Genomic DNA, 19,687 nt, shown 5'->3' on the forward strand with positions numbered 1-19,687 from the left:
TTATGAAAAAGATTATTACTTTTGGTGAAATCTTGCTTCGTCTTTCAACTACAGTGGGAGAAAGACTTTTACAGGCGAATCAACTGACGATGAATTACGGCGGTGCTGAAGCGAACGTAGCAATATCCTTGGCGAATTTCGGTCACGACGTAAATATGGTTAGTAAAATTCCAGATAATTCGCTTGGTCATGCCGTGGAGAAACATTTGAAAGCGAATGGTGTACGGACGGATTATTTATTAAAAGGCGGGGAACGTCTGGGAACTTATTACTTGGAAACAGGTATTGGTGAGAGAAGCGCCCAAGTCGTCTATGACCGGAAATACTCGAGTATTTCAATGTTAGCGGAAAATGAAATCGATTTTGATGAAATTTTTCGTGACGCAACACTTTTTCACGTGACGGGAATCACTCCGGCATTATCGCCAGCCTTGAGTGAGATTACATTGCTGGCGTTAAAGAAAGCAAAAGAACTTGGTGTTACGACAAGTTTTGATTTTAATTATCGATCAAAGCTTTGGGGTAAAGAAGAGGCTGCCGAAGTATTTAAACAGCTTTTACCCTATGTGGATATTTGTTCTTGCGGCGATAAGGATGCGATTCACTTTCTTGGAATTGAAGAAGCGGATGAAACACTCGAAGCAAGTGAAAAACTTAGCTACTATTACGCTAAAATCCAAGAGATGTATCCGAATATTACCTATTTGAGCTCGACGTTCCGAGAGGTTTTATCGGCATCGGAAAATGATTTACAAGGTAATTTCTACGTCGATGGAATTTTGTATCAATCGAAAGTGCATCATATAAATCCAATCGTGGACCGTGTTGGCGGGGGCGATGCGTTTGCATCAGGCATTTTACATGGCATTTTGGAAGGGTTTTCACCAGAAGAAGTGATTTCATTCGCGACTGCGGCATCGGCATTAAAACATACTGTCCACGGAGATTGCAATGTCTTTTCTGCGGATGAAGTGCTAGCGTTCGCTGAAAATGGTACAGGTAAAATTATTCGTTAATAAGGCTTTTAACTATTAGGAGGATGACTAAAATGGAAATGGAAACACGTTATGCAAATCACCCGGAAGAGATTAAGACTTATAATACTGATGAATTGAGAGAGCATTTTCTTGTCGAAAAACTTTTTGAAGCAGGAAAAGTTCACTTAACATACACGCATGTGGATCGCATGATTTTCGGCGGTGTTACACCAGCAAATGAAGAACTGACTATTAAACTGGATAAAGAACTAGGAGTAACTTATTTCCTTGAGCGCCGTGAACTTGGAATTATTAATATCGGTGGCGACGGATCTGTCGTTCTTGACGGTGAAGAAATCAAGATGGACCGCCGCGACGGACTTTACGTTGGACGCGGAACGAAAGAAGTACTTTTCCGTTCAGACGATGCAAACAACCCGGCTAAATTCTATATCAACTCAGCACCTGCGCACCACACGTACCCAACAACGAAAATTGATATTAATAATATCAAACCACTTGAAATGGGCGAGCCAGGAACGTTGAACGAACGTAAAATCTATCAATACGTACACCCGAATAACTGTGAGAGCTGCCAACTACAAATGGGTCTTACAATGCTACAACCGGGAAGCGTTTGGAACACAATGCCATGTCATACGCATGAGCGCCGCATGGAAGTTTACCTCTACTTCGATATGGAACCAGAAACGCGTGTCTTCCATTTCATGGGACAGCCGGATGAAACAAGACATTTAGTCATGAAAAACGAACAAGCTGCAATTTCACCAAGCTGGTCAATTCATACAGGTACTGCAACGAATAACTACACGTTCATTTGGGGCATGTGCGGAGAAAACATCACGTATGACGACATGGACCACGTAGCAATGGAAGACTTACGATAATTGAAAAAGAGCGTGCTCGTTTAGGCGGGCACGATATTCTTGGAGGGCGAAATAGATGACAAACAACTTAAATGATTTCTCATTAGACTTTTTCTCATTAGATGGTCAAGTAGCAATCGTAACAGGCGGTAACAAAGGATTAGGCCAAGCATATGCGGTAGCACTTGCGAAAGCTGGCGCAGATCTTTTCGTTGTCACACACGGTACTGAGTGGGATGAAACAAGAGAATTAATCGAAAATACAGGCCGTAAAGTTGAATTTTTCCAAGCAGATTTAACTGATCGCAAGAATGCTAAAGCATTGGTGGCTAAGTGCGTTGAAGTTTACGGGAAAGTTGATATTTTGATTAACAATGCAGGAACGATTCGTCGTGCACCACTTCTTGAATATACGGAAGAAGATTGGGACGCGGTCGTAGAATTAAACCAAAACTCCATGTTTTTCCTAAGCCAGGAAGCAGCGAAGCATATGGTGGAACAGAGAAGCGGTAAAATCGTCAACATCGCTTCCATGCTATCATTCCAAGGCGGAAAATTCGTTCCTCCATACACAGTGAGTAAGCACGGTGTTGTAGGGTTAACGAAATCATTTGCGAATGAATTAGCGGAGTACGGTGTTCAAGTGAACGCAATCGCACCGGGATACGTTAAGACTGCAAACACAGCGCCGATTCGCGAAGACGAAAAGCGTAACGCGGAAATTCTATCACGCATCCCAGCTGCACGTTGGGCGGACCCAGCTGACTTAATGGGAATTGTCGTATTCCTATCAAGTAAAGCTTCTGACTATATGAACGGCTCAGTCGTCGCGATTGACGGCGGATGGTTGTCAAGGTAAGAATAGTTGTAAATGAGCCGTATCACGGGAAGTGATACGGTTTCTTTGATAGGTAGATTTGGTGGTTTTGGTCGTTTGAGAGTGGGGATTAGTCGCTTGACTGCTGGCTTTAGTCGTTTGCGAGCCCGCTTTAGTCGTTTCAAAGCCATTATTGGTCGTTTGATAGTTTTATGTATTTAAATACTAGTAAAGAGGGGATTATTTTGGAATTAAATCTTGGGATTCGCGCGCATGATATACAAAATCAGACAACGATTGAAGGGTTAGTCGATGAAATCGCTGGTAAAGGCTTAACGGGTGTACAACTTGCTTTGGGTAAATCGTTTGAGGATATCAACTCTAGTTTAGGTAGTTTAAGCCCGGGTTACGCGCAACATATTGGCGGGAAGTTTGCTGAAAAGAATGTTCAAATTTCTGTATTGGGTTGCTATATTCACATGATTCATCCGGATAAAGAAAAAAGACAGGCGGAGTTGGATCGTTTTAAAGAACATATTCGCTTTGCTAGGGATTTTGGTTGCAGCATTGTTGGAACTGAAACTGGAAACGTTCATGCAAAAGGAGGCTACACGACGGATAATTTCGAAGAACAACCATTCCTCGATGTCGTTGATAGTGTCCGTGAATTAGTTGAAGAAGCTGAGAAGTTTGGTGTCATTGTTGCAATCGAAGGTGGCATCAATCACCCGGTTCACACGCCGCAAAAATTGAGAAGACTATTAGACCTTATTGATTCGCCTAATCTTCAAGTAATCTTTGATCCGGCAAACTACTTGGATCCGGATAATTATCACCGTCAAGAAGAAATCTTCCAAGAAGCAATGGATTTACTGGGAGACCGCATGGTCATTATGCATGCAAAAGACTTCATAATTGAAGACGGTTGGATTAAAATGGTGCCAGTGGGAACAGGCCTATTAAATTACGATGCTGTTTTCAAATTAATTAAACCGAAAAAGCCTTTCATGAATGTACTTTTAGAGGCTACGCAAGAACCGCATATTAATGACAGTATCGCATTCTTAAGAAAGAAATATGCTGAAGCATAAATCGGTGTTGGAGGTAGGGAATATGGATAATGCTGTTCGTAATGAAATCTATGAACATGCAAAAAAGTGGGTGCATGAGGCTGGTGAATTGATTCGCCAGAAAATTAATGATCCCATGATTATTGAAACGAAAGCGCATGACAAGGATCTCGTCACGACGGTTGATAAAGAAACCGAGTATTTCTTGGCTGAAAATATTCGAAAAACGTATCCGGAGCATTTGTTATTTAGTGAGGAAGGATACGGGGATGACGTAACATCGTTGGACGGCACTGTTTGGATTGTGGATCCTATTGACGGCACGATGAATTTTGTACAACAACGAAGAAATTTTGCGATTTCAATCGGGATTTTCCATCAAGGCATCGGTGAAATCGGTTTTGTATACGATGTGATGGCGGATGTTCTTTATAGTGCGAAACGCGGTGAAGGTGCTTATAAAAATGACGAAAAACTGCCGATGTTAAAATCAGAACTCGAACTCGGGGAAGCTGTACTTGGATTTAATCATAAGTGGTTATGTGAAAACAGTGTGATTGATGAAAAGGTTGTGCAGCAATTAGTGAAAAGAATCCGCGGTGTACGTGCATATGGTTCGGCTGCATTAAAACTGGCTTATGTGTCAGAAGGAATCGTGGACGGTTATTTAACGATGAACCTGGCGCCTTGGGATATTGCGGGCGGCATGATTCTTGCGAATGAAGTTGGTGCAGTCACTACTAATTTGAGCGGCGGAGAAGTTAATATGCTGACAAACGATTCTACACTGACTTGCCACCCAGCAATTCAAAACGAAATCATTCAGAACTTTTTGGTGAAAGGCTTAAAGTAAACACGCTACGTACGGTTTTGGTTTACACTTCCTATATTGGGGAATCCTGTTTATAACTGAAACTATAAGTGAATAGGGGATGAACCTAATGACTAGAAGTGTAGAAGTTTATTTGAAAAGTGAAAATGACGCCGAATCCGTACGTGCCAGTTTACAAACCGCGAAAGTGAAGAATCTGGTGATCGATGAAATGGGCGAAGAAGAAAGTAATACAAGGATGTTTACGCCTTTCTTTCCGACGAATATCGGAGGTTCGGGGATGCCAGGCAGCGTCGGACCGATTGGTGCAAATGCGCCGATTGTGGTCGATGAGGATGTATTCCAAGGTGAAGACGCGAATCCGACCCATTTATTGAAATTAGAAGTCGAAGAATCCGAGTATGATCATGTTCTTTCTATTTTACAGAACCATGAATGTTATACTTCGGTGCAATGAAATTATGTTATAACTTTAACTGGTACTTGAATGGTTCATTATTCAAGTACCAGTTTTTTTATTTGAACCGTTGATTTCCGTTCCGGGCGGCGCTTTCTTGCGAGCGAGCGCTGAGCACAGTTGTTGAAGTACCAGCTTTCGTACAGTTAAAAAGTCCCAACTTGCAAGCAATTGTCATATTAGTGCAATCAAATCACTATGAACTGCAAGCAAATTATTAATAACAATAGTAATCAAAAAAGCCGCCTACCCTCGACGGCTTTTACTTTATTTCCTGAAGAAGTTATTCAGATTGCTACAACTTCCACACACTAATAATAGAAATATCAACAATCTACCAAAAACAAACTAGCGAAGGCGCCTTGCCAGTGGTAGTCGGAGCGAGAAGACTGATAGTGGTTTTCTATCAGGCTTCTCGCGGGAGGCATCCACCAGCGCCGAAGCCTTTTAACGGGATATTTCTTAGTTTAGCACTTTTCATTTGTTTGTTAAAAACAATACCTGGCGTTTTTCATTTACAACTAGCCCTCACCGTCAATTCAGGCTTCATTTTAATAACAACTGGTTGGCTATCCTTTTCCTCAATAATCTTAATCATCGATTGGACGATTTCAACTGCTAATTTGTCGACTGGAACGCCGATGCTTGTTAATGGGATTTCCATGTTTTCCATTTGAGGAATGTTATCGTAACTAATAATCGAGATGTCTGTTGGAATCTCAAGGTTCGCTTCTTTAATTCCACGAATAATCCCGCCGCTAATATCATAACTCCCGCCAACAATTGCTGTTGGGCGATTTGGAATGCTTAAAAACTTTTTAGTAGCGGTATAACCATCGTACCAATCCAATCCAGATGTGTTAATAAGATTATGTTCTTCAACAGGAAGGTTAAAATCCTTCATTGCCTTGACGAATCCTTTGTACTTTTGCATTTGCATTGGATCGGTAGGGGAGAAGTCCCCGATATAGGCTATATTTGTATGATCTAAGACGCTTAAATATTTGACGGCATCATACATCGCTTGTTCGTGATTTGCATCGATAATCGGATAATTAGCTGGTTCTTTTCCGGCTACCCCATACGATAACAAGGGAGTAGCAATTGGATCTACAGCAACATCCACATTTTCCTCGAATAAAATAATCCCGTCTACTTGGAACCGCCTGAATGTCTCCAAAGAAGTTTGCACAGGATCGACGGAGAGAATCATGGAGTATGGTGTTTTATTTATTTCATCGCTAATATTAGTAACTAATGTGGAAAGAACAACACGTTCAATTGTCGGCCAAATTAAGCCGATAATCTTCGTTTGTTTTGAAACGAGTTGTTGCGCAGCGAAATTAGGTTCATACCCGATTTCTTTTGCAATCGCGACAATTCGTTTTTTTGTGTCACTTTTTACCAAAGGGCTGCCATTCAGTGCTTTGGAAACAGTTGAATAACTGACACCCGCAATTTTTGCTATATCTTTTATTGTCACGCTCATTTATAATCACCCAATTTAGTATTTACTCGCTACTATTAATGTAACACAAAATAACAACGTTTTCATTTTTGGCTGCCAATCAATTCGAAAATCAAGTTCAACCACGTAAAAATGATAATCATATCATTAGGTTGTAAGCGTTATCATGTTGATGCGACTGACTTTAGGGGGAGTGTAAGAAACTGATTATATACGAAATTGTCAGAGTTATCTTATGATGAGGCTAGTTACAAAATAGATTCATAAATCGCATTACAACTAAAAGGGGTGCAAGAGAATGAAGTTAAAGAAGATGTTGGTATTATTATTTTCAATGGTTTTAATGCTTGTCGTAGTCGCATGTAGCAATGATGAAGGCGGTTCGACTGACAAGAAAGAAGGCGGGGCAGATAAAACTGAAGAAAAAGCTACACCAAAGATTTCGATCATGACAAAGCTTCATACAGCGGAAGTTCCAGATGATAAGCTCAAAAAGTTGTTTGAAGAAAAAGCGAATGTTGAACTAACAATCGAATGGGTTCCTGATAACAACTATAGCGACAAGCTAAGCACTGCTTTCGCAACAGGAACATTCCCGCAAGCAGTTACTATGGGAGCAGACCAAATTGATATGTTTAAAGAAGCAATCCGCGATGACCAGTTCTGGGAAATCGGGCCATACTTCGATGAGTTTGAAAACTTAGCTAAATTAAATGAAACAGTTGTTAAGAACACTATGGTAGACGGAAAAGTATATTCATTATATCAAGGTCGTCCGTTTTCTAGACAAGGGCTTATCTATCGTAAAGATTGGGCAGAAAAGCTTGGACTAGAGGCACCAAAAACTGTAGACGAGTTTTATGAAATGGCAAGAGCATTTACAGAAGATGATCCAGACGGAAATGGTAAAGATGACACAATCGGATTAACAGATAGAAGCGATTTAGTCTTTGGGGTTTTCAAAACAATTGCGTCATGGCACGGAACGCCAAATAATTGGGGCGAGAAAGACGGAGAACTATTACCGGAATTCATGTTCCCAGAGTACAAAGAGTCTATGAACTATGTTAAGAAATTAAGAGATAATAAATTCATGAACCAGGATTTCCCTGTAACTAGTAAAGAAGACCAACAAGCAATGCTTAAAAATGGAACAGCAGGTATGTATGTAGGGGCAATGGTTGACGTTCTTGGTTTATACAATGATGCTGTTGAACTGAATCCTGACTTAGTATTCGACGTTCATAATTATGTAGCAGGTCCAAGCGGCGAGTTCACAGTTTGGTCGAACCCAGGGTATAACAACGAAATTGTATTCCCTAAATCTGCAATTAAAACAGAAGAAGAACTTAAAGACGTATTAGCATTCTTTGATCTAATGATGACACCAGAATTTTCCAACCTTGCACAATGGGGCGTAGAAGGCGAACACTATACAGTTGAAAACGGATTCGCTGTTGTTGGCGATGACCAAGATACGTTTGAAAGAGAAGTATTCTCTTATAACATGTTGGGAATCGGCGAACCGGCAAGTAACGGAAGATATGAATCAAAACACTCTTATGAGCCAAGACAAAAAGTTGAAGAGTTAATCTTGGAAAATGATAATCACTTGATTCATGACCCTACGATAACGTTGGATTCAGATACGTATGTTAAAGACGGTGCTAGATTGCAAGAAATCATCAATGACGCAACTTACAACTATATGTTAGGCGAAATCGATGAGGCTGGCTTTGATGGTGAAGTCGAGAAGTGGAAATCACAAGGCGGAAGCAAAATTATTGAGGAGTTCAATGCATCTAGATAATTAAGAAGGTAAAGGAAGACCCGATTCTCTCGGGCTTCCTTTATTCTTTATATTACTCTAGCAACGTAATAAACATTTCTTACAGAGAGAGTGATAAGTATGAGTAGCGAGGTTGCCACGCGAGAGGCAGTTAAAAGCAAGCCGAAAAGGGAAAGTAAATTATTAAAACAAATTGCGAAAAACAAATTGCTTTATTTGATGATTGCCCCAGGGCTTATTTATTTGTTCATCTATAAGTACGTGCCGATGTACGGCTTGATTATCTCCTTCCAAAACTACAAACCTTATTTGGGAATTTCGGGTAGTGAATGGGTAGGATTTGAACATTTTATCCGATTATTTACGTCCCCGGATTTCTGGATGATATTGAAAAACACACTTGTATTGTTTGGTTTGCAATTATTCATCTTCTTCCCGATCCCGATTGTGCTTGCGTTAATGTTAAACGAGATTAGAAGAGAATATTACAAACGTACAATACAAACGTTAATATATTTACCTCACTTCATGTCATGGGTCGTTATCGTATCTATCAGTTATGTACTTTTAACGCTTGATGGTGGAATTATTAATGGGGTGTTGGAGTATTTTGGATTCAAACCAGTTAACTTCCTATTGGATTCTACTTGGTTCCGTCCGATGTACATCTTGCAAATCATATGGCGCGAAGCAGGTTGGGGAACAATCATTTTCCTTGCTGCAATCGCTTCGGTTGACCCTCAATTATACGAAGCTGCCAAAATGGACGGCGCGAATCGCTTTAGACAAATTTGGCATATTACGTTGCCTGCGATTAAAAGTGTCATTGTCATCCTCTTAATCTTGAAAATTGGTGATGTTCTTGAATTAGGATTTGAGCATGTTTACTTATTGATGAATTCAACAAACAGACATGTGGCAGAAATATTTGATACATATGTTTATGTTGCCGGACTCAGACAGGGTCAATTCAGTTACGCAACAGCAGTTGGATTTTTCAAAGGATTCATCGGTCTTGCATTAGTAGTATTTGCTAACTGGTTAGCGAAAAAGAACGGTGAAGAAGGCGTTTATTAATAATTTTTAGGAGGATTAAAATGATTGGGGACAAGCAAATAGGCACACGCATATTTAATATCATTAACGCCACATTACTGACAATCTTAGCCTTAATAATGATACTGCCGTTTATTCACGTTCTCGGTAGTTCATTTGCAACTGGAGCAGAAATAGCAGAGAAGAGGTTCCTCTTATTTCCTACTAAGTTCACGTTAAGTGCCTATAAATATATCTTTTCAACAGACACGGTTATGAAGTCGGTTATGGTTTCTATTTTCGTTACAGTTGCGGGGACGCTTTGGAGTATGTTCTTATCCACTTTAACGGCTTATGGGCTATCGCGTAGAGATCTCGTAGGTAGAAGATATATTATGTTTTTCATTATCTTTACGATGCTCTTTAATGGTGGAATTATTCCAACGTTTATCGTTGTTCAACAAACAGGATTACTAGATTCATTGGCTGCATTAATTATCCCTGTTTCGATTAACGTGTTTAACATGATTATTTTAAAAACATTCTTCCAGAACTTGCCTTATGGTTTAGAAGAATCTGCTAAGATTGATGGCGCAAATGACTTTGGAATCTTGTTTAGAATTATCATTCCATGCTCCTTGCCAGCAATTGCGACGATTTCACTGTTTTACGCGGTTACATATTGGAATACGTATATGCATGCGATTCTGTATTTAAGTGACGCGGGGAAGTGGCCTGTACAAGTGTTACTGCGTCAAATTGTTGTTTTAGCAACTGGAATGAACTACGACAGTGCGGAATTTACAGACGTGCCGCCGCCATCACAATCAGTTAAAATGGCAGTCATCGTTGTCGCAACAGTACCGGTATTACTAGTTTATCCGTTCCTGCAGAAGCACTTTGCGAAGGGTGCTCTATTAGGATCTATTAAAGAATAATATCGATAATTAACTCACGATAATGAAGCTGTCCAATTGGCGTATGGGGGAAGTGGAGAAAACTTTGACGCCGTTGATTTCCGTTCCGGGGGGACGCTTTCCGGCGGGCGAGGCCGAAGAGCGGAAAGATACAGTTCAATCTTTCCCTGCCGCTTCCCTCGCTACGCTCAGTCCGGGGTCTCGGCTAAGGAAAGAGCGAAATTCTCTTTCGCACTTCGCTGATTCCGCTGGAGTCGCCGCCCTGCACTCCAATCAACTATAGATTTCCCTATATTAGGAGATATTCTACTAGTGGGCCGCTCAATAAATTTGGAGGAAAGAAAATGTGGTCTGCTGATTTGTATTTAGAGAACTTATATAAGGAATGTGTAAACCAACACTCATCTACATATAATGCTGACTGGCAAATTAGTTTGAAAGAACAGGTTCGGAAGTCTTTAGGAAACTTTGATGATAATCAAGAACCTTTAAACCCAGTTTTGCTGGAGAAATCTGATATGGGTATTTATTGGAGGTTGCGTGTTGAAATCACGACAATTGATCCATTGAGAATGCCTGTTTATGTATTAATTCCGAAGTTGAATAACATCGGGAAATTTTCGGCTGTTGTCGCGATTCATGGTCATGGGTACGGGAGTAAGGAAGCGGTTGGTTTAAATCCTGACTATTCACTTAGAACAGAAGAAGGTTATCATAAAGATTTCGCTGTCGAGCTTGTCAAAAAAGGACTTGTTGTCGTTGTTCCAGAGTTGGTCGGATTTGGAGATCGTAAACTACAGTCCGATCAAGGAAAAGGATTACCAACAGATAATTCTTGTTATATGATAGCAAGTCAATTGCTATTAGTGGGAAAAACATTGCCAGGACTTCGAGTTCAGGAATGCAGACGCGTAATAGATTACGTGCAAACACTGGATTATGTGGATGAAAATCGGATTGGATGCATGGGTATTTCAGGCGGTGGGCTGGTTGCAGCATTTACTTCCATGCTTGATGAACGATTGAAAGCAACAGTGATAAGCGGCTACACGAACACATTTAAAGGAAGTATTATGGACAGGCGACATTGTCTAGATAATTACATACCTGGAATTTTAAACTATGCAGAGATGCCTGATTTGATTGGATTAATTGTCCCAAGAGCGCTTTTCATTGAAGCGGCTACTGAGGATCATTTATTTCCACTGGATCATGTTACTCATGCAATTGAAAAACTGACATCAATTTATAAAGAATTTGGCGTAGATGGCGCATTGGCATCTCATATATTTGAGGGCGGCCATGAAATTAGCGGGGAACAATCCTATGATTGGTTGGTGCGTCAACTAGTATCGGAATAAAGACGGAAAAAATACCATCATAGGGAAGAGTACCCCTATTGATGGCATTTTTATCAGTGATTTCTTTTCGTATCCCTGTACTTTCCTGGTGTCGTGCCTTCCACTTTTCTGAATGAACGAATAAAGTTTTGAGAGTTATTGTAATTAAGCTTTTCGGCAATATCTTTCACTGTGATATCCGTTTCTTCAAGCCACTTTTTCGCTTTATTAATACGGAAGTGGGTTAAGTAATCACTGAAAGACATATTCGTTTCTTTACGGAAAATGCTGCTTAAGTAATTCGCGTTATAATGCAGCTTATCCGCAATGTAATTCAACGTTAAGTCAGAATCGAACTCTTGTTGAACAATGTGGATGATTTCATCCGATATGTTTTTGTATTGTGACTGTGTGCGTTCTTCAGCTTTATTCATCATCGGGTAAATAATCATCTTTTTAAACCAGTTAACGACTTCTGGTAATGTCCTGAATTCGTATAATTGGTCGAATAAAGATTTATGTTTCTCGAATTCTAGCGCGTTTACACCAAGTGTTTCGGTCAATTGAATTAGATTTGTTAATAAGCGAACAATCGCGATTTCAAATTGACGATTATTCAATTGCTCATCAAATAGCGATTCTAATAGCTTATCCAAGTTTTCATCGACTTCAGCCTTATCGCCGTTCTTAATTGAATCAAATAAGTCATTTTCAATTTGTCTAGGGTAGAAGGTGAAGAAGCTCGATTCTCTTTGTAATTTATCGAAAAAGATAATCGATCCTGGACCAAACTTGAGCGTATACCGTAAAGCTTCTCGACTTTCTTTTAGAGCTAAATGCGCATCGACTAAATCAGTGTAGGTCTTACTTATCCCAACACTTACGGAAATATTTAATTCTTTGTCGATTCGTTCTCGTATTTCTTTGATGGTCGATGTAATTCTTTCGGTAAATTCTTTTTCAGATTCATGTTCATTAAAGAGTATTGTCACTTGGCCTCTGTTTATGACAATCGGAGTCATTCGGTTCATTTTGGGAATCATTTCTGCGACCATTGTATTAATCGCAAATAGCAATAAGTCTTCATTTTCTAGTAAGTTTTTGGGATCTTCCGAGGCATCAATTTGAATCCCTAACACGGAAAATCCTTTCCAAGCCTGTGGATAATTGAACGATTCCAATTTGGAATTCAGCTCAGATGTCGTTAAATTACCTTGTAGAAGACGGCTCATGAAAAATTGTTTCAGTTGACCAATTTGCCCTTGCAACTTGGATTCCAACTGGTCATTTTGTTCGAGCATATGGTGAATTTGACTTTCAATAATCCCAAACTCATCTGTATTTTTTCCGCTCTCGATTTGATTGGAAAAAGAATCGGCCAAGGTTTCTGTGAGTCTATTAATCGGTGCATATAGTTTACGTGATGCGATGAGGGCAAAAATCAGAATGCCGATAAACATAATCGAACCTATGATAAACGTAAACCAACCGATGGAACGAGATTGCTTATTTAACTCACTAATCTTAATAATTGAAAGGTAAGTCCAATTATTATAAGCGGATTTACGGTAAATCACTTTGTAATCGCTTCCATCATTGCTGGCATTGTATTGGCCTGCATTCCCTTTTTGAGAACTTAGTTCAGCGGTAAAAGGGCGATTAGAAAAGTCTTCCCCGATATTTGAAAAGTCGCTATGTCCGACCACTTGATAATTTTCATCCAACACCATAATCGTTTCCGAATCGAGATTATTCTTTAACAAGTTCTCGAAGTAACAAATCGGTATGTAGGCAATTGCAATTCCACTTTTATTATTGCTGGTGAGCGGTAACTGTTTAACTAGATTAATATACGTATCGCATGAAGAGTTAGCTGTTGAATCAAAAAAAATGTCTTTTTTATCTTCAATGATCCAAGAGGATGTATAAGATAAATGGCCATACCGATCGATGAGTTCGCCGGCTTGACCAGGTTTTAGTCTCCTAAGACCATTATTATTGATGCGCCAACCTTCTTTCGTACTCACTAATAAGAAGTCGTCCATTCCGCCGTCAAATCGTAGAAGTAGATTTATTTCTTTCTTCGTTTGGTTGTAAAGTTGAAATTGGTTAGCTGACATTGGTTCTTCGAGCGTTTTTGTCAGTTGGTACGATGTAACAAAGTTGGTAACTGAAAGGTCAACAGTTTGGAGGACTTGTTCAAAGTTTGCCTGAATTTGATAAACACTTTGCTCTTTTTCATTTGTTATATTCGATTGAATAATATCCGATGATTTTAAGTATGAAAACAATCCAACAATCAAGACAGGGAACGTCGCAATTATTGTAATAAATGATAGAAGTTTAATAAAAAACTTCTTTTTACTTTTCGTCAAAATTGTCCCCCCTTCATATTCGGGATACGATAAAGCGAATTTGTCAGTCAATCTAAATTATAGCATACATAACTTTTAAAATATATAATTTATTTGAGGTCCCAACAAATTAATTGAAAAAGTACTTCGTTACGTCATAATCATTTTCTAACATTGTCTGAAAACGTTGATAAATTAACCTTTATAGAGTAATCACATTATATGATTATAGACGTGATACAGTTGTTACGATAAGCTGATTTATACTAGATAGATATTTTAGGAGTGTTTTAAATGTGTAACAAGTCAAAACCAATTTATATCTTATTGGCAATTTTTTTATTGCTATTGTTAACAGGATGCCAGAAAGAAGAAAATAGTTTTGATATACTCATTTTTTCAACTTTGCCTGACGAAGCGTTGGAAGAAATGAAAGGGCTCGCAAAAAGTGAAATACCAACTAAATTAGAATTCAAAGTTTCACAGTATCCACCTGTTAACGAAAGGTTGATTGTCGAAATCGTGAGTCATGCTGGAGATATTTTGATCATGGATCGTGAATTTCTAGCGTCTGTTTATGATGCGAAGGAATTATATGATTTGACTGAATTCCGAAATGAAGAAAACACGATTGAGTTAACTAGCTTTGAATTAGAAGCCTTGTTGGCGGATGGGGAAGTAACGGAGGAAGCTGACGTTTACGATAACGCCTTAAAAGTGAGTAACTTGAATACTTATTATAATGAATCGGAGCCGATTGAACTGGTCGCAATTATTCCGAAATACATTGACGATAAAGATGTTGCCTTTTCTGTAATAAAAAAGCTTGTAGAAGAATGATTTTTTATTGGAATGAAAAAGGGGTTAATATAAATGCAATTAATGGGAATGACGGGTAAATTTTTCAGAGTGTGCGAGGTTATCTCTAAATTGGCCTATGTAAATTTATTATGGATCTTTTTCACGGTACTCGGATTAGGTGTATTTGGTTTCATGCCTGCTACGATTGCTCTTTTTGCAGTTACACGGAAATGGGTAATGGGCGATAAATACGTTCCGGTATTTAAAACGTTTTGGACGACTTACCGCAGCGAATTTTTCAAATCAACATTATTTGGGGTTGTTTTGTTTGTAATCGGTTACATAATCTATTTCGATCTTGTCATATTGCCGACAGGCGGTTTATTTAATCTGCTACGTCTTGGTGTGTTTATCTTTGGACTTCTGTACGCGATCGTATTGCTCTATATTTTCCCGCTTTATGTGCATTATGATTGGAAGAAAAGATTGTACTTGAAATATGCACTCATTCTCGGTGCATCCCACCCTCATTTTACCTTATTGATATTAGCAGGAATTGCCGCTTTGTATTACACGGTGATCACAATTCCGGGGCTGATTCCATTTTTCAGCGTAAGTATTCTTGCGTATATTATTATGTGGACTGCGTATCAAGTCATGAGGAAAATGGAAATTTCGCAAGGAATTGATCATGAAGCTGTAGTGACAAATCAAGTTGTCGAAGCAAAGTAAATTTCGTATATAAATCTGAACCACAGATTTTTATATATATTACATTATTTTAGGAGATGACAGAATGAGTAAGAAATACGTATTAATCGGTACTGGCGGTCGAGCTGAATTTTTCTACGGCGCAATGGTCGAAGATTACAGAGAGACTTGTCAGTTAGTTGCTTTTTGTGATGTTAACCAAACGAGAATGGATTATTCAAATAGCTTATTAGAAGACAAATATGATCACCCGAAAATCAATACTTATTTAGCAAGTGAATTTGAAAAAATGATTGAAATCGAAAAACCGGATATTGTGATTGTGACAACTGTTGACCGAACACATCATACATATATTGTTCGTGCACTTGAACTTGGTTGCGATGTAATTACTGAAAAACCGATGACAGTCGATGCTGAGAAAACACAAGAAATTATCGATGCGATTAACCGTACAGGTCGCGAAGTTCGTGTAACTTTCAACTATCGTTATGCGCCGCATAATACGAAAATCAGGGAATTGATACGCGATGGTGTGATTGGCGATGTGTATTCCGTGAATTTCGAATGGGCATTGGATACGCAGCATGGTGCGGATTATTTCCGTAGATGGCATCGTAACAAAAATAATAGTGGTGGACTACTTGTTCATAAATCGACGCACCATTTTGATTTGGTTAATTTCTGGTTGGATTCGACTCCAGAGACTGTATATGCGACGGGTGGACTTCGTTTTTACGGCAAAGAAAATGCCGAAGCAAGAGGGGAAACTAAGTTCTATCAACGTGCACATGGCAGCGAAAATGCGAAGGACGATCCATTTGCGATTCAATTGGAAGAGAATGATCATTTGAAGGCGTTGTATTTGGATGCTGAAAAAGATGATGGCTACCAACGTGATCAAAGTGTCTTCGGGGATGGTATTGATATTGAAGATACATTAGGCGTGATGGTTACTTATAAGAATAAAGCCATTTTAACTTATTCTTTAAATGCTTATTTGCCTTGGGAAGGGTTTATCGTTTCCTTTAATGGCAGCAAAGGAAGAATCGAAGTGCAAGTTCGAGAACAATCCTATATAAATTCCGGTGGTTCAAAGAGTGATGAAGGTAAGCTGAAAGAGAAGTCGGTCAGAGTTTTACCGATGTTCGACGAGCCATACGAGGTTGAAGTTGTAGAAGGAAAAGGCGGCCACGGCGGTGGAGATCCAATTCTATTACAAGACCTTTTCGGTGAACCGGCAGAAGATGAGTTCAACCGAGCAGCATCACATATCGACGGCGCAACATCCATCCTAACCGGAATCGCTGGCAACATCTCACTGAAAACAGGTCAAGCTGTTAAAGTGGAGGGCTTGGTTAAGTTTTAATAAGAGAAAGGGGGATTTGTGGGTAAATTTTTTTCAAAAGGTTATTGAAATGAAGAGCAGATAAAGTGTGGTTAATATAGTTTTTATCCTTGAACATTATTTAGTGCTCCGTCGTTCGCTTTCCTGCGGGCGAGCACCAAGCCGCTTCCCTCGCTACGCTCAGTCCAGGGTCTTGGCTTTCTCGCTTTCCCGCGGGAGTCTCACGACTACGCACTAAATCTGAGAGTAGTGATATAAAAGATACTTCTTTATAGTAGTTTACACTGATTTATTCTTAGAAGATCTAGAAGTTTCTATTGTTTAAGCGTGCTAGTAGTAAATCATTTTAACTTGCACGTTATATTATTAAAGTGCTATTAAGATTTGCAGGACAAAGATTTTTCTATTAAATGCCTTAGTGCAGATAGATTTTTATGTTGGGCAGATAGTAATAAATAGCTCCCTTTATTTAATAGAATCTGCAGTTGATTGTAGTGGAGGGTGTCGACTCCAACGGGATTAGCGGGACAGGTGAGACCCCGCAGTGGAGCATTGCACTGGACCCTTAAAATTGGACACTATTTTTCTAAGCAGCGAGTTCGTATTTTTTCCGATAGCCCATTGGGCTTTTCCGCTCTAATCTGGACTTGATTCTTAAATGATTATAATAATAGATATACTGTTCTAGTTCCTCTTTAAAGTGTTCAAGATCATCGAACTCCTGCAGGAACAGGAATTCATATTTAAGGATTCCGAAAAAGTTCTCGATGACGGCATTGTCGTAACAGTTTCCTTTTCGCGACATGCTCTGTGTGATGTTGTATTCCTTTAGTATCTGACAATATTGTGGCATTCGATAATGCCAGCCTTGATCTGAGTGGATCAAGAGCTCATCGTCTTCTTTTACGTATTCAAGTGACTGCTTTAACATTGTTTCCACTAAATCAAACGTAGGCCTCGATTGAAGCGTATAGGTAATGATTTCGCCGTTGAACAGGTCTAAAATAGGAGAGAGATATAATTTCTGTCCAAATAATTTAAATTCTGTAACGTCTGTAACCCATTTTTCGTTGGGTTTTTCCGCTTTGAAATTGCGGTTCAAGATATTTGGGACTGCTTTCCCGAATGCACCTTTATAGGATTTGTACTTCTTCATTCGGACAATACATTGAAGCCCCAGGTCTCGCATAATCCGAAGAACTTTCTTCTTGTTTATCGTGTGTCCTTTTTCGTTCAGGACGTCGGTGATGCGTCGATACCCAAGGCGCCCTTTGTGTCGGTGGTAGATGAAGTTGATTCTTCTCTTCCACTTCCGGTCGGGGTCTGGCTGCTTGAAACTATTTACGATGTTGTAGTAGGTGCTTCTTGCAATACCGGCTATCTTTACCATCTTGTTCACTGGGAATTCATGCCTTAGTAGAAATATTACTTTCGTTTTAATCTTTTTGGTGATCTTTCTTCCTGAACTAAGGCTTCCAGCTTTTTTAGATAGGCATTCTCCATACGAAGATATTCGAGTTCTTTTTCCATGGCTTCTCTTGATTGGTCGACAAGATCTTTGGAAGTGCTTTTCTTTTGATTGCGAGATTTCATTGTAGAAGGCCCCTTTTCTTTTATTTCAAGGGCACCTTCACCAGCTGTCTCCCACCTTTTCTTCCACCTACGAACCATACTAGGATCCGGGATATGGAAAATAGCCGATGCCTCTCGAATAGAGTAATCCGTTTCATTGATAAATTGAATTACCCTTAGTTTAAAGGCTCCTGGATAGTTTGTATAGGGAAAATCGAATGCATTATCACCATGATGTCGAAACAGTAGCACCCAGTAACGAATTACAGAGTTGTCGACTCCGACCTTTTCTGCCAGGTCTCGGTAACTAATATTTTCATGTTCATAACGTTTGGCTACTAGAAGTTTAAATTCTTTTGTATACTTGGACATTCTTTTTGGGCCTCCTAATATTAGATGGCGTGTCCAATATTAGGGGGGCAGCGCACATCAGCGACCGAGGAGGCTCACCGCCCGCCCCGTGGAACGCGTCCGCCCGGAACGGAAATCAACGGTCTAGCAGCAAAATCGAGTACTAGAATAATAAATCATTCAAGTACTCGGTTTTAATTTTGAATTTTCACCAGCCAAGTTAGAAAGTATTAAACAAACTTTTTTCATTCATCTATGAAAGCGCTATCACCAACGAGAATCATATTAAGGTTCTCGTTCCTTTTTATGAACAGTGTTCGCAATATTAAGAAATGACAACCATAGGAGGTTACAAATGAAGAAGCATAGACGGTTACTTGCTGTATTTTTGATTTTTATTTTACTACTCCCTAATTTAAATGTTGCTAATGTAGCGGCGGAAGTGGAAAATTCTGCTGATGGGATGATAGATATTTCGAGTGATTGGAATGGGAGTGTTTTTGGGAATGCAGGTGGTCAATCGAGCATCAACAGTGACAATTTTAGCATTGCAGAAAATGCTGATGGCACAGTTACAGTTCATAGTTCTAATAATAAAGGAAAAATAGATAGTGGTACTGAAGGAATAGCTTATTACTTCAAAGATGTTCCTGTCGATGGTGATTATGAATTAACAGCGACGGCGAAAGTCGATTCATGGAATTCGGATAATCAAGTTGCATTCGGGATTATGCTTAGAAGCAATGTATTGGAAAATATAAATGATAGTGCCTTTACAGGTGACTATGTGGCAATCGGGAATATTCGTAATGAAATGAGAGGTTTCTATAAATACAAAAATCAAAACTTTGAGCGACCAAGTGACTTAGCGTTTGGCGGAGCACCGGCGGTAGATAATGTCTATGAACTTGGAATTAAAAAGACTGGTACTAATTATAAGATTAGTATTGATGGAGACAAG

Annotated in this window: 16 protein-coding genes; 13 read left to right on the forward strand and 3 right to left on the reverse strand. The window is 39.3% G+C overall.

Annotation, left to right across the window (positions count from 1 at the left end; all coding sequences use genetic code 11):
* The first annotated feature begins 2 nt into the window (after positions 1 to 2).
* The 6 genes from JSQ81_RS17460 to JSQ81_RS17485 all read left to right on the forward strand — a co-directional run bounded on the left by JSQ81_RS17460 (position 3) and on the right by JSQ81_RS17485 (position 5,040).
* Positions 3 to 1,016 (forward strand): sugar kinase, encoded by a 1,014-nt coding sequence (locus JSQ81_RS17460; RefSeq protein ID WP_212605273.1) that lies wholly within the window; start codon positions 3 to 5, stop codon positions 1,014 to 1,016.
* A gap of 38 nt (positions 1,017 to 1,054) precedes the next feature.
* A complete protein-coding gene (kduI, locus tag JSQ81_RS17465; RefSeq protein WP_212607721.1) occupies positions 1,055 to 1,885 on the forward strand; it encodes a 5-dehydro-4-deoxy-D-glucuronate isomerase in 831 nt (276 codons plus the stop codon).
* 55 nt (positions 1,886 to 1,940) lie between these two features.
* The gene (gene kduD / locus JSQ81_RS17470; protein ID WP_212605274.1) at positions 1,941 to 2,723 is read left to right on the forward strand and encodes a 2-dehydro-3-deoxy-D-gluconate 5-dehydrogenase KduD; all 783 of its coding nucleotides are present in this window, start codon (positions 1,941 to 1,943) and stop codon (positions 2,721 to 2,723) included.
* A 203-nt stretch (positions 2,724 to 2,926) separates the two neighbouring features.
* Complete coding sequence (locus JSQ81_RS17475) at positions 2,927 to 3,772, forward strand: sugar phosphate isomerase/epimerase family protein (RefSeq protein WP_212605275.1); 846 nt, start codon at positions 2,927 to 2,929, stop codon at positions 3,770 to 3,772.
* A gap of 22 nt (positions 3,773 to 3,794) precedes the next feature.
* Complete coding sequence (locus tag JSQ81_RS17480) at positions 3,795 to 4,604, forward strand: inositol monophosphatase family protein (protein WP_212605276.1); 810 nt, start codon at positions 3,795 to 3,797, stop codon at positions 4,602 to 4,604.
* 88 nt (positions 4,605 to 4,692) lie between these two features.
* Positions 4,693 to 5,040 (forward strand): hypothetical protein, encoded by a 348-nt coding sequence (locus JSQ81_RS17485; protein WP_212605277.1) that lies wholly within the window; start codon positions 4,693 to 4,695, stop codon positions 5,038 to 5,040.
* Between the two features lie 511 nt (positions 5,041 to 5,551).
* Here JSQ81_RS17485 and JSQ81_RS17490 read toward each other — a convergent pair.
* Positions 5,552 to 6,529: a LacI family DNA-binding transcriptional regulator gene (locus JSQ81_RS17490; protein ID WP_212605278.1), complete on the reverse strand. Its 978-nt coding sequence runs from the start codon at positions 6,527 to 6,529 to the stop codon at positions 5,552 to 5,554.
* Between the two features lie 277 nt (positions 6,530 to 6,806).
* Here JSQ81_RS17490 and JSQ81_RS17495 point away from each other — a divergent pair, with 277 nt between their 5' ends.
* From JSQ81_RS17495 to JSQ81_RS17510, 4 genes are all read left to right on the forward strand, one after another.
* Entirely contained in the window at positions 6,807 to 8,318 is a 1,512-nt protein-coding gene (locus JSQ81_RS17495; RefSeq protein WP_212605279.1) for an extracellular solute-binding protein, read from the forward strand.
* 99 nt (positions 8,319 to 8,417) lie between these two features.
* Entirely contained in the window at positions 8,418 to 9,374 is a 957-nt protein-coding gene (locus JSQ81_RS17500; protein WP_212605280.1) for an ABC transporter permease, read from the forward strand.
* A gap of 20 nt (positions 9,375 to 9,394) precedes the next feature.
* The gene (locus JSQ81_RS17505) at positions 9,395 to 10,270 is read left to right on the forward strand and encodes a carbohydrate ABC transporter permease (RefSeq protein WP_212605281.1); all 876 of its coding nucleotides are present in this window, start codon (positions 9,395 to 9,397) and stop codon (positions 10,268 to 10,270) included.
* 323 nt (positions 10,271 to 10,593) lie between these two features.
* The gene (locus JSQ81_RS17510) at positions 10,594 to 11,610 is read left to right on the forward strand and encodes a dienelactone hydrolase family protein (RefSeq protein ID WP_212605282.1); all 1,017 of its coding nucleotides are present in this window, start codon (positions 10,594 to 10,596) and stop codon (positions 11,608 to 11,610) included.
* A 53-nt stretch (positions 11,611 to 11,663) separates the two neighbouring features.
* On the opposite strand, the gene JSQ81_RS17515 is transcribed toward JSQ81_RS17510, so the two are convergent.
* A complete protein-coding gene (locus JSQ81_RS17515; protein ID WP_212605283.1) occupies positions 11,664 to 13,964 on the reverse strand; it encodes a helix-turn-helix domain-containing protein in 2,301 nt (766 codons plus the stop codon).
* A gap of 273 nt (positions 13,965 to 14,237) precedes the next feature.
* On the opposite strand from JSQ81_RS17515, the gene JSQ81_RS17520 reads away from it, so the two are divergent.
* The 3 genes from JSQ81_RS17520 to JSQ81_RS17530 all read left to right on the forward strand — a co-directional run bounded on the left by JSQ81_RS17520 (position 14,238) and on the right by JSQ81_RS17530 (position 16,824).
* Complete coding sequence (locus JSQ81_RS17520; protein WP_212605284.1) at positions 14,238 to 14,783, forward strand: hypothetical protein; 546 nt, start codon at positions 14,238 to 14,240, stop codon at positions 14,781 to 14,783.
* Between the two features lie 33 nt (positions 14,784 to 14,816).
* Positions 14,817 to 15,476, forward strand: coding sequence for a YesL family protein (locus JSQ81_RS17525; protein WP_212605285.1), 660 nt, complete (start codon positions 14,817 to 14,819; stop codon positions 15,474 to 15,476).
* Positions 15,477 to 15,540: 64 nt separating this feature from the next.
* Complete coding sequence (locus JSQ81_RS17530) at positions 15,541 to 16,824, forward strand: Gfo/Idh/MocA family oxidoreductase (protein WP_212605286.1); 1,284 nt, start codon at positions 15,541 to 15,543, stop codon at positions 16,822 to 16,824.
* Between the two features lie 565 nt (positions 16,825 to 17,389).
* Here JSQ81_RS17530 and JSQ81_RS17535 read toward each other — a convergent pair.
* Positions 17,390 to 18,747, reverse strand: a protein-coding gene (locus JSQ81_RS17535; RefSeq protein WP_212605287.1) for an IS3 family transposase whose coding sequence is annotated in 2 segments (ribosomal slippage) — positions 17,390 to 18,279 and positions 18,279 to 18,747 — 1,359 coding nt in all. Because the reading frame shifts where the segments join, the coding sequence is not laid out codon by codon here.
* Positions 18,748 to 19,687: the final 940 nt, after the last annotated feature.

It is taken from the genome of Sporosarcina sp. Marseille-Q4063 (genome assembly GCF_018309085.1).
Taxonomy (GTDB): Bacteria; Bacillota; Bacilli; order Bacillales_A; family Planococcaceae; genus Sporosarcina.

Coding starts and splice junctions, on each gene's coding strand:
- JSQ81_RS17460 (WP_212605273.1), top strand. CDS start 3: ATGAAAAAGATTATTACTTTTGGTGAAATCTTGCTTCGTCTTTCAACT.
- kduI (WP_212607721.1), top strand. CDS start 1,055: ATGGAAACACGTTATGCAAATCACCCGGAAGAGATTAAGACTTATAAT.
- kduD (WP_212605274.1), top strand. CDS start 1,941: ATGACAAACAACTTAAATGATTTCTCATTAGACTTTTTCTCATTAGAT.
- JSQ81_RS17480 (WP_212605276.1), top strand. CDS start 3,795: ATGGATAATGCTGTTCGTAATGAAATCTATGAACATGCAAAAAAGTGG.
- JSQ81_RS17485 (WP_212605277.1), top strand. CDS start 4,693: ATGACTAGAAGTGTAGAAGTTTATTTGAAAAGTGAAAATGACGCCGAA.
- JSQ81_RS17490 (WP_212605278.1), bottom strand. CDS start 6,529: ATGAGCGTGACAATAAAAGATATAGCAAAAATTGCGGGTGTCAGTTAT.
- JSQ81_RS17495 (WP_212605279.1), top strand. CDS start 6,807: ATGAAGTTAAAGAAGATGTTGGTATTATTATTTTCAATGGTTTTAATG.
- JSQ81_RS17500 (WP_212605280.1), top strand. CDS start 8,418: ATGAGTAGCGAGGTTGCCACGCGAGAGGCAGTTAAAAGCAAGCCGAAA.
- JSQ81_RS17505 (WP_212605281.1), top strand. CDS start 9,395: ATGATTGGGGACAAGCAAATAGGCACACGCATATTTAATATCATTAAC.
- JSQ81_RS17510 (WP_212605282.1), top strand. CDS start 10,594: ATGTGGTCTGCTGATTTGTATTTAGAGAACTTATATAAGGAATGTGTA.
- JSQ81_RS17520 (WP_212605284.1), top strand. CDS start 14,238: ATGTGTAACAAGTCAAAACCAATTTATATCTTATTGGCAATTTTTTTA.
- JSQ81_RS17525 (WP_212605285.1), top strand. CDS start 14,817: ATGCAATTAATGGGAATGACGGGTAAATTTTTCAGAGTGTGCGAGGTT.
- JSQ81_RS17530 (WP_212605286.1), top strand. CDS start 15,541: ATGAGTAAGAAATACGTATTAATCGGTACTGGCGGTCGAGCTGAATTT.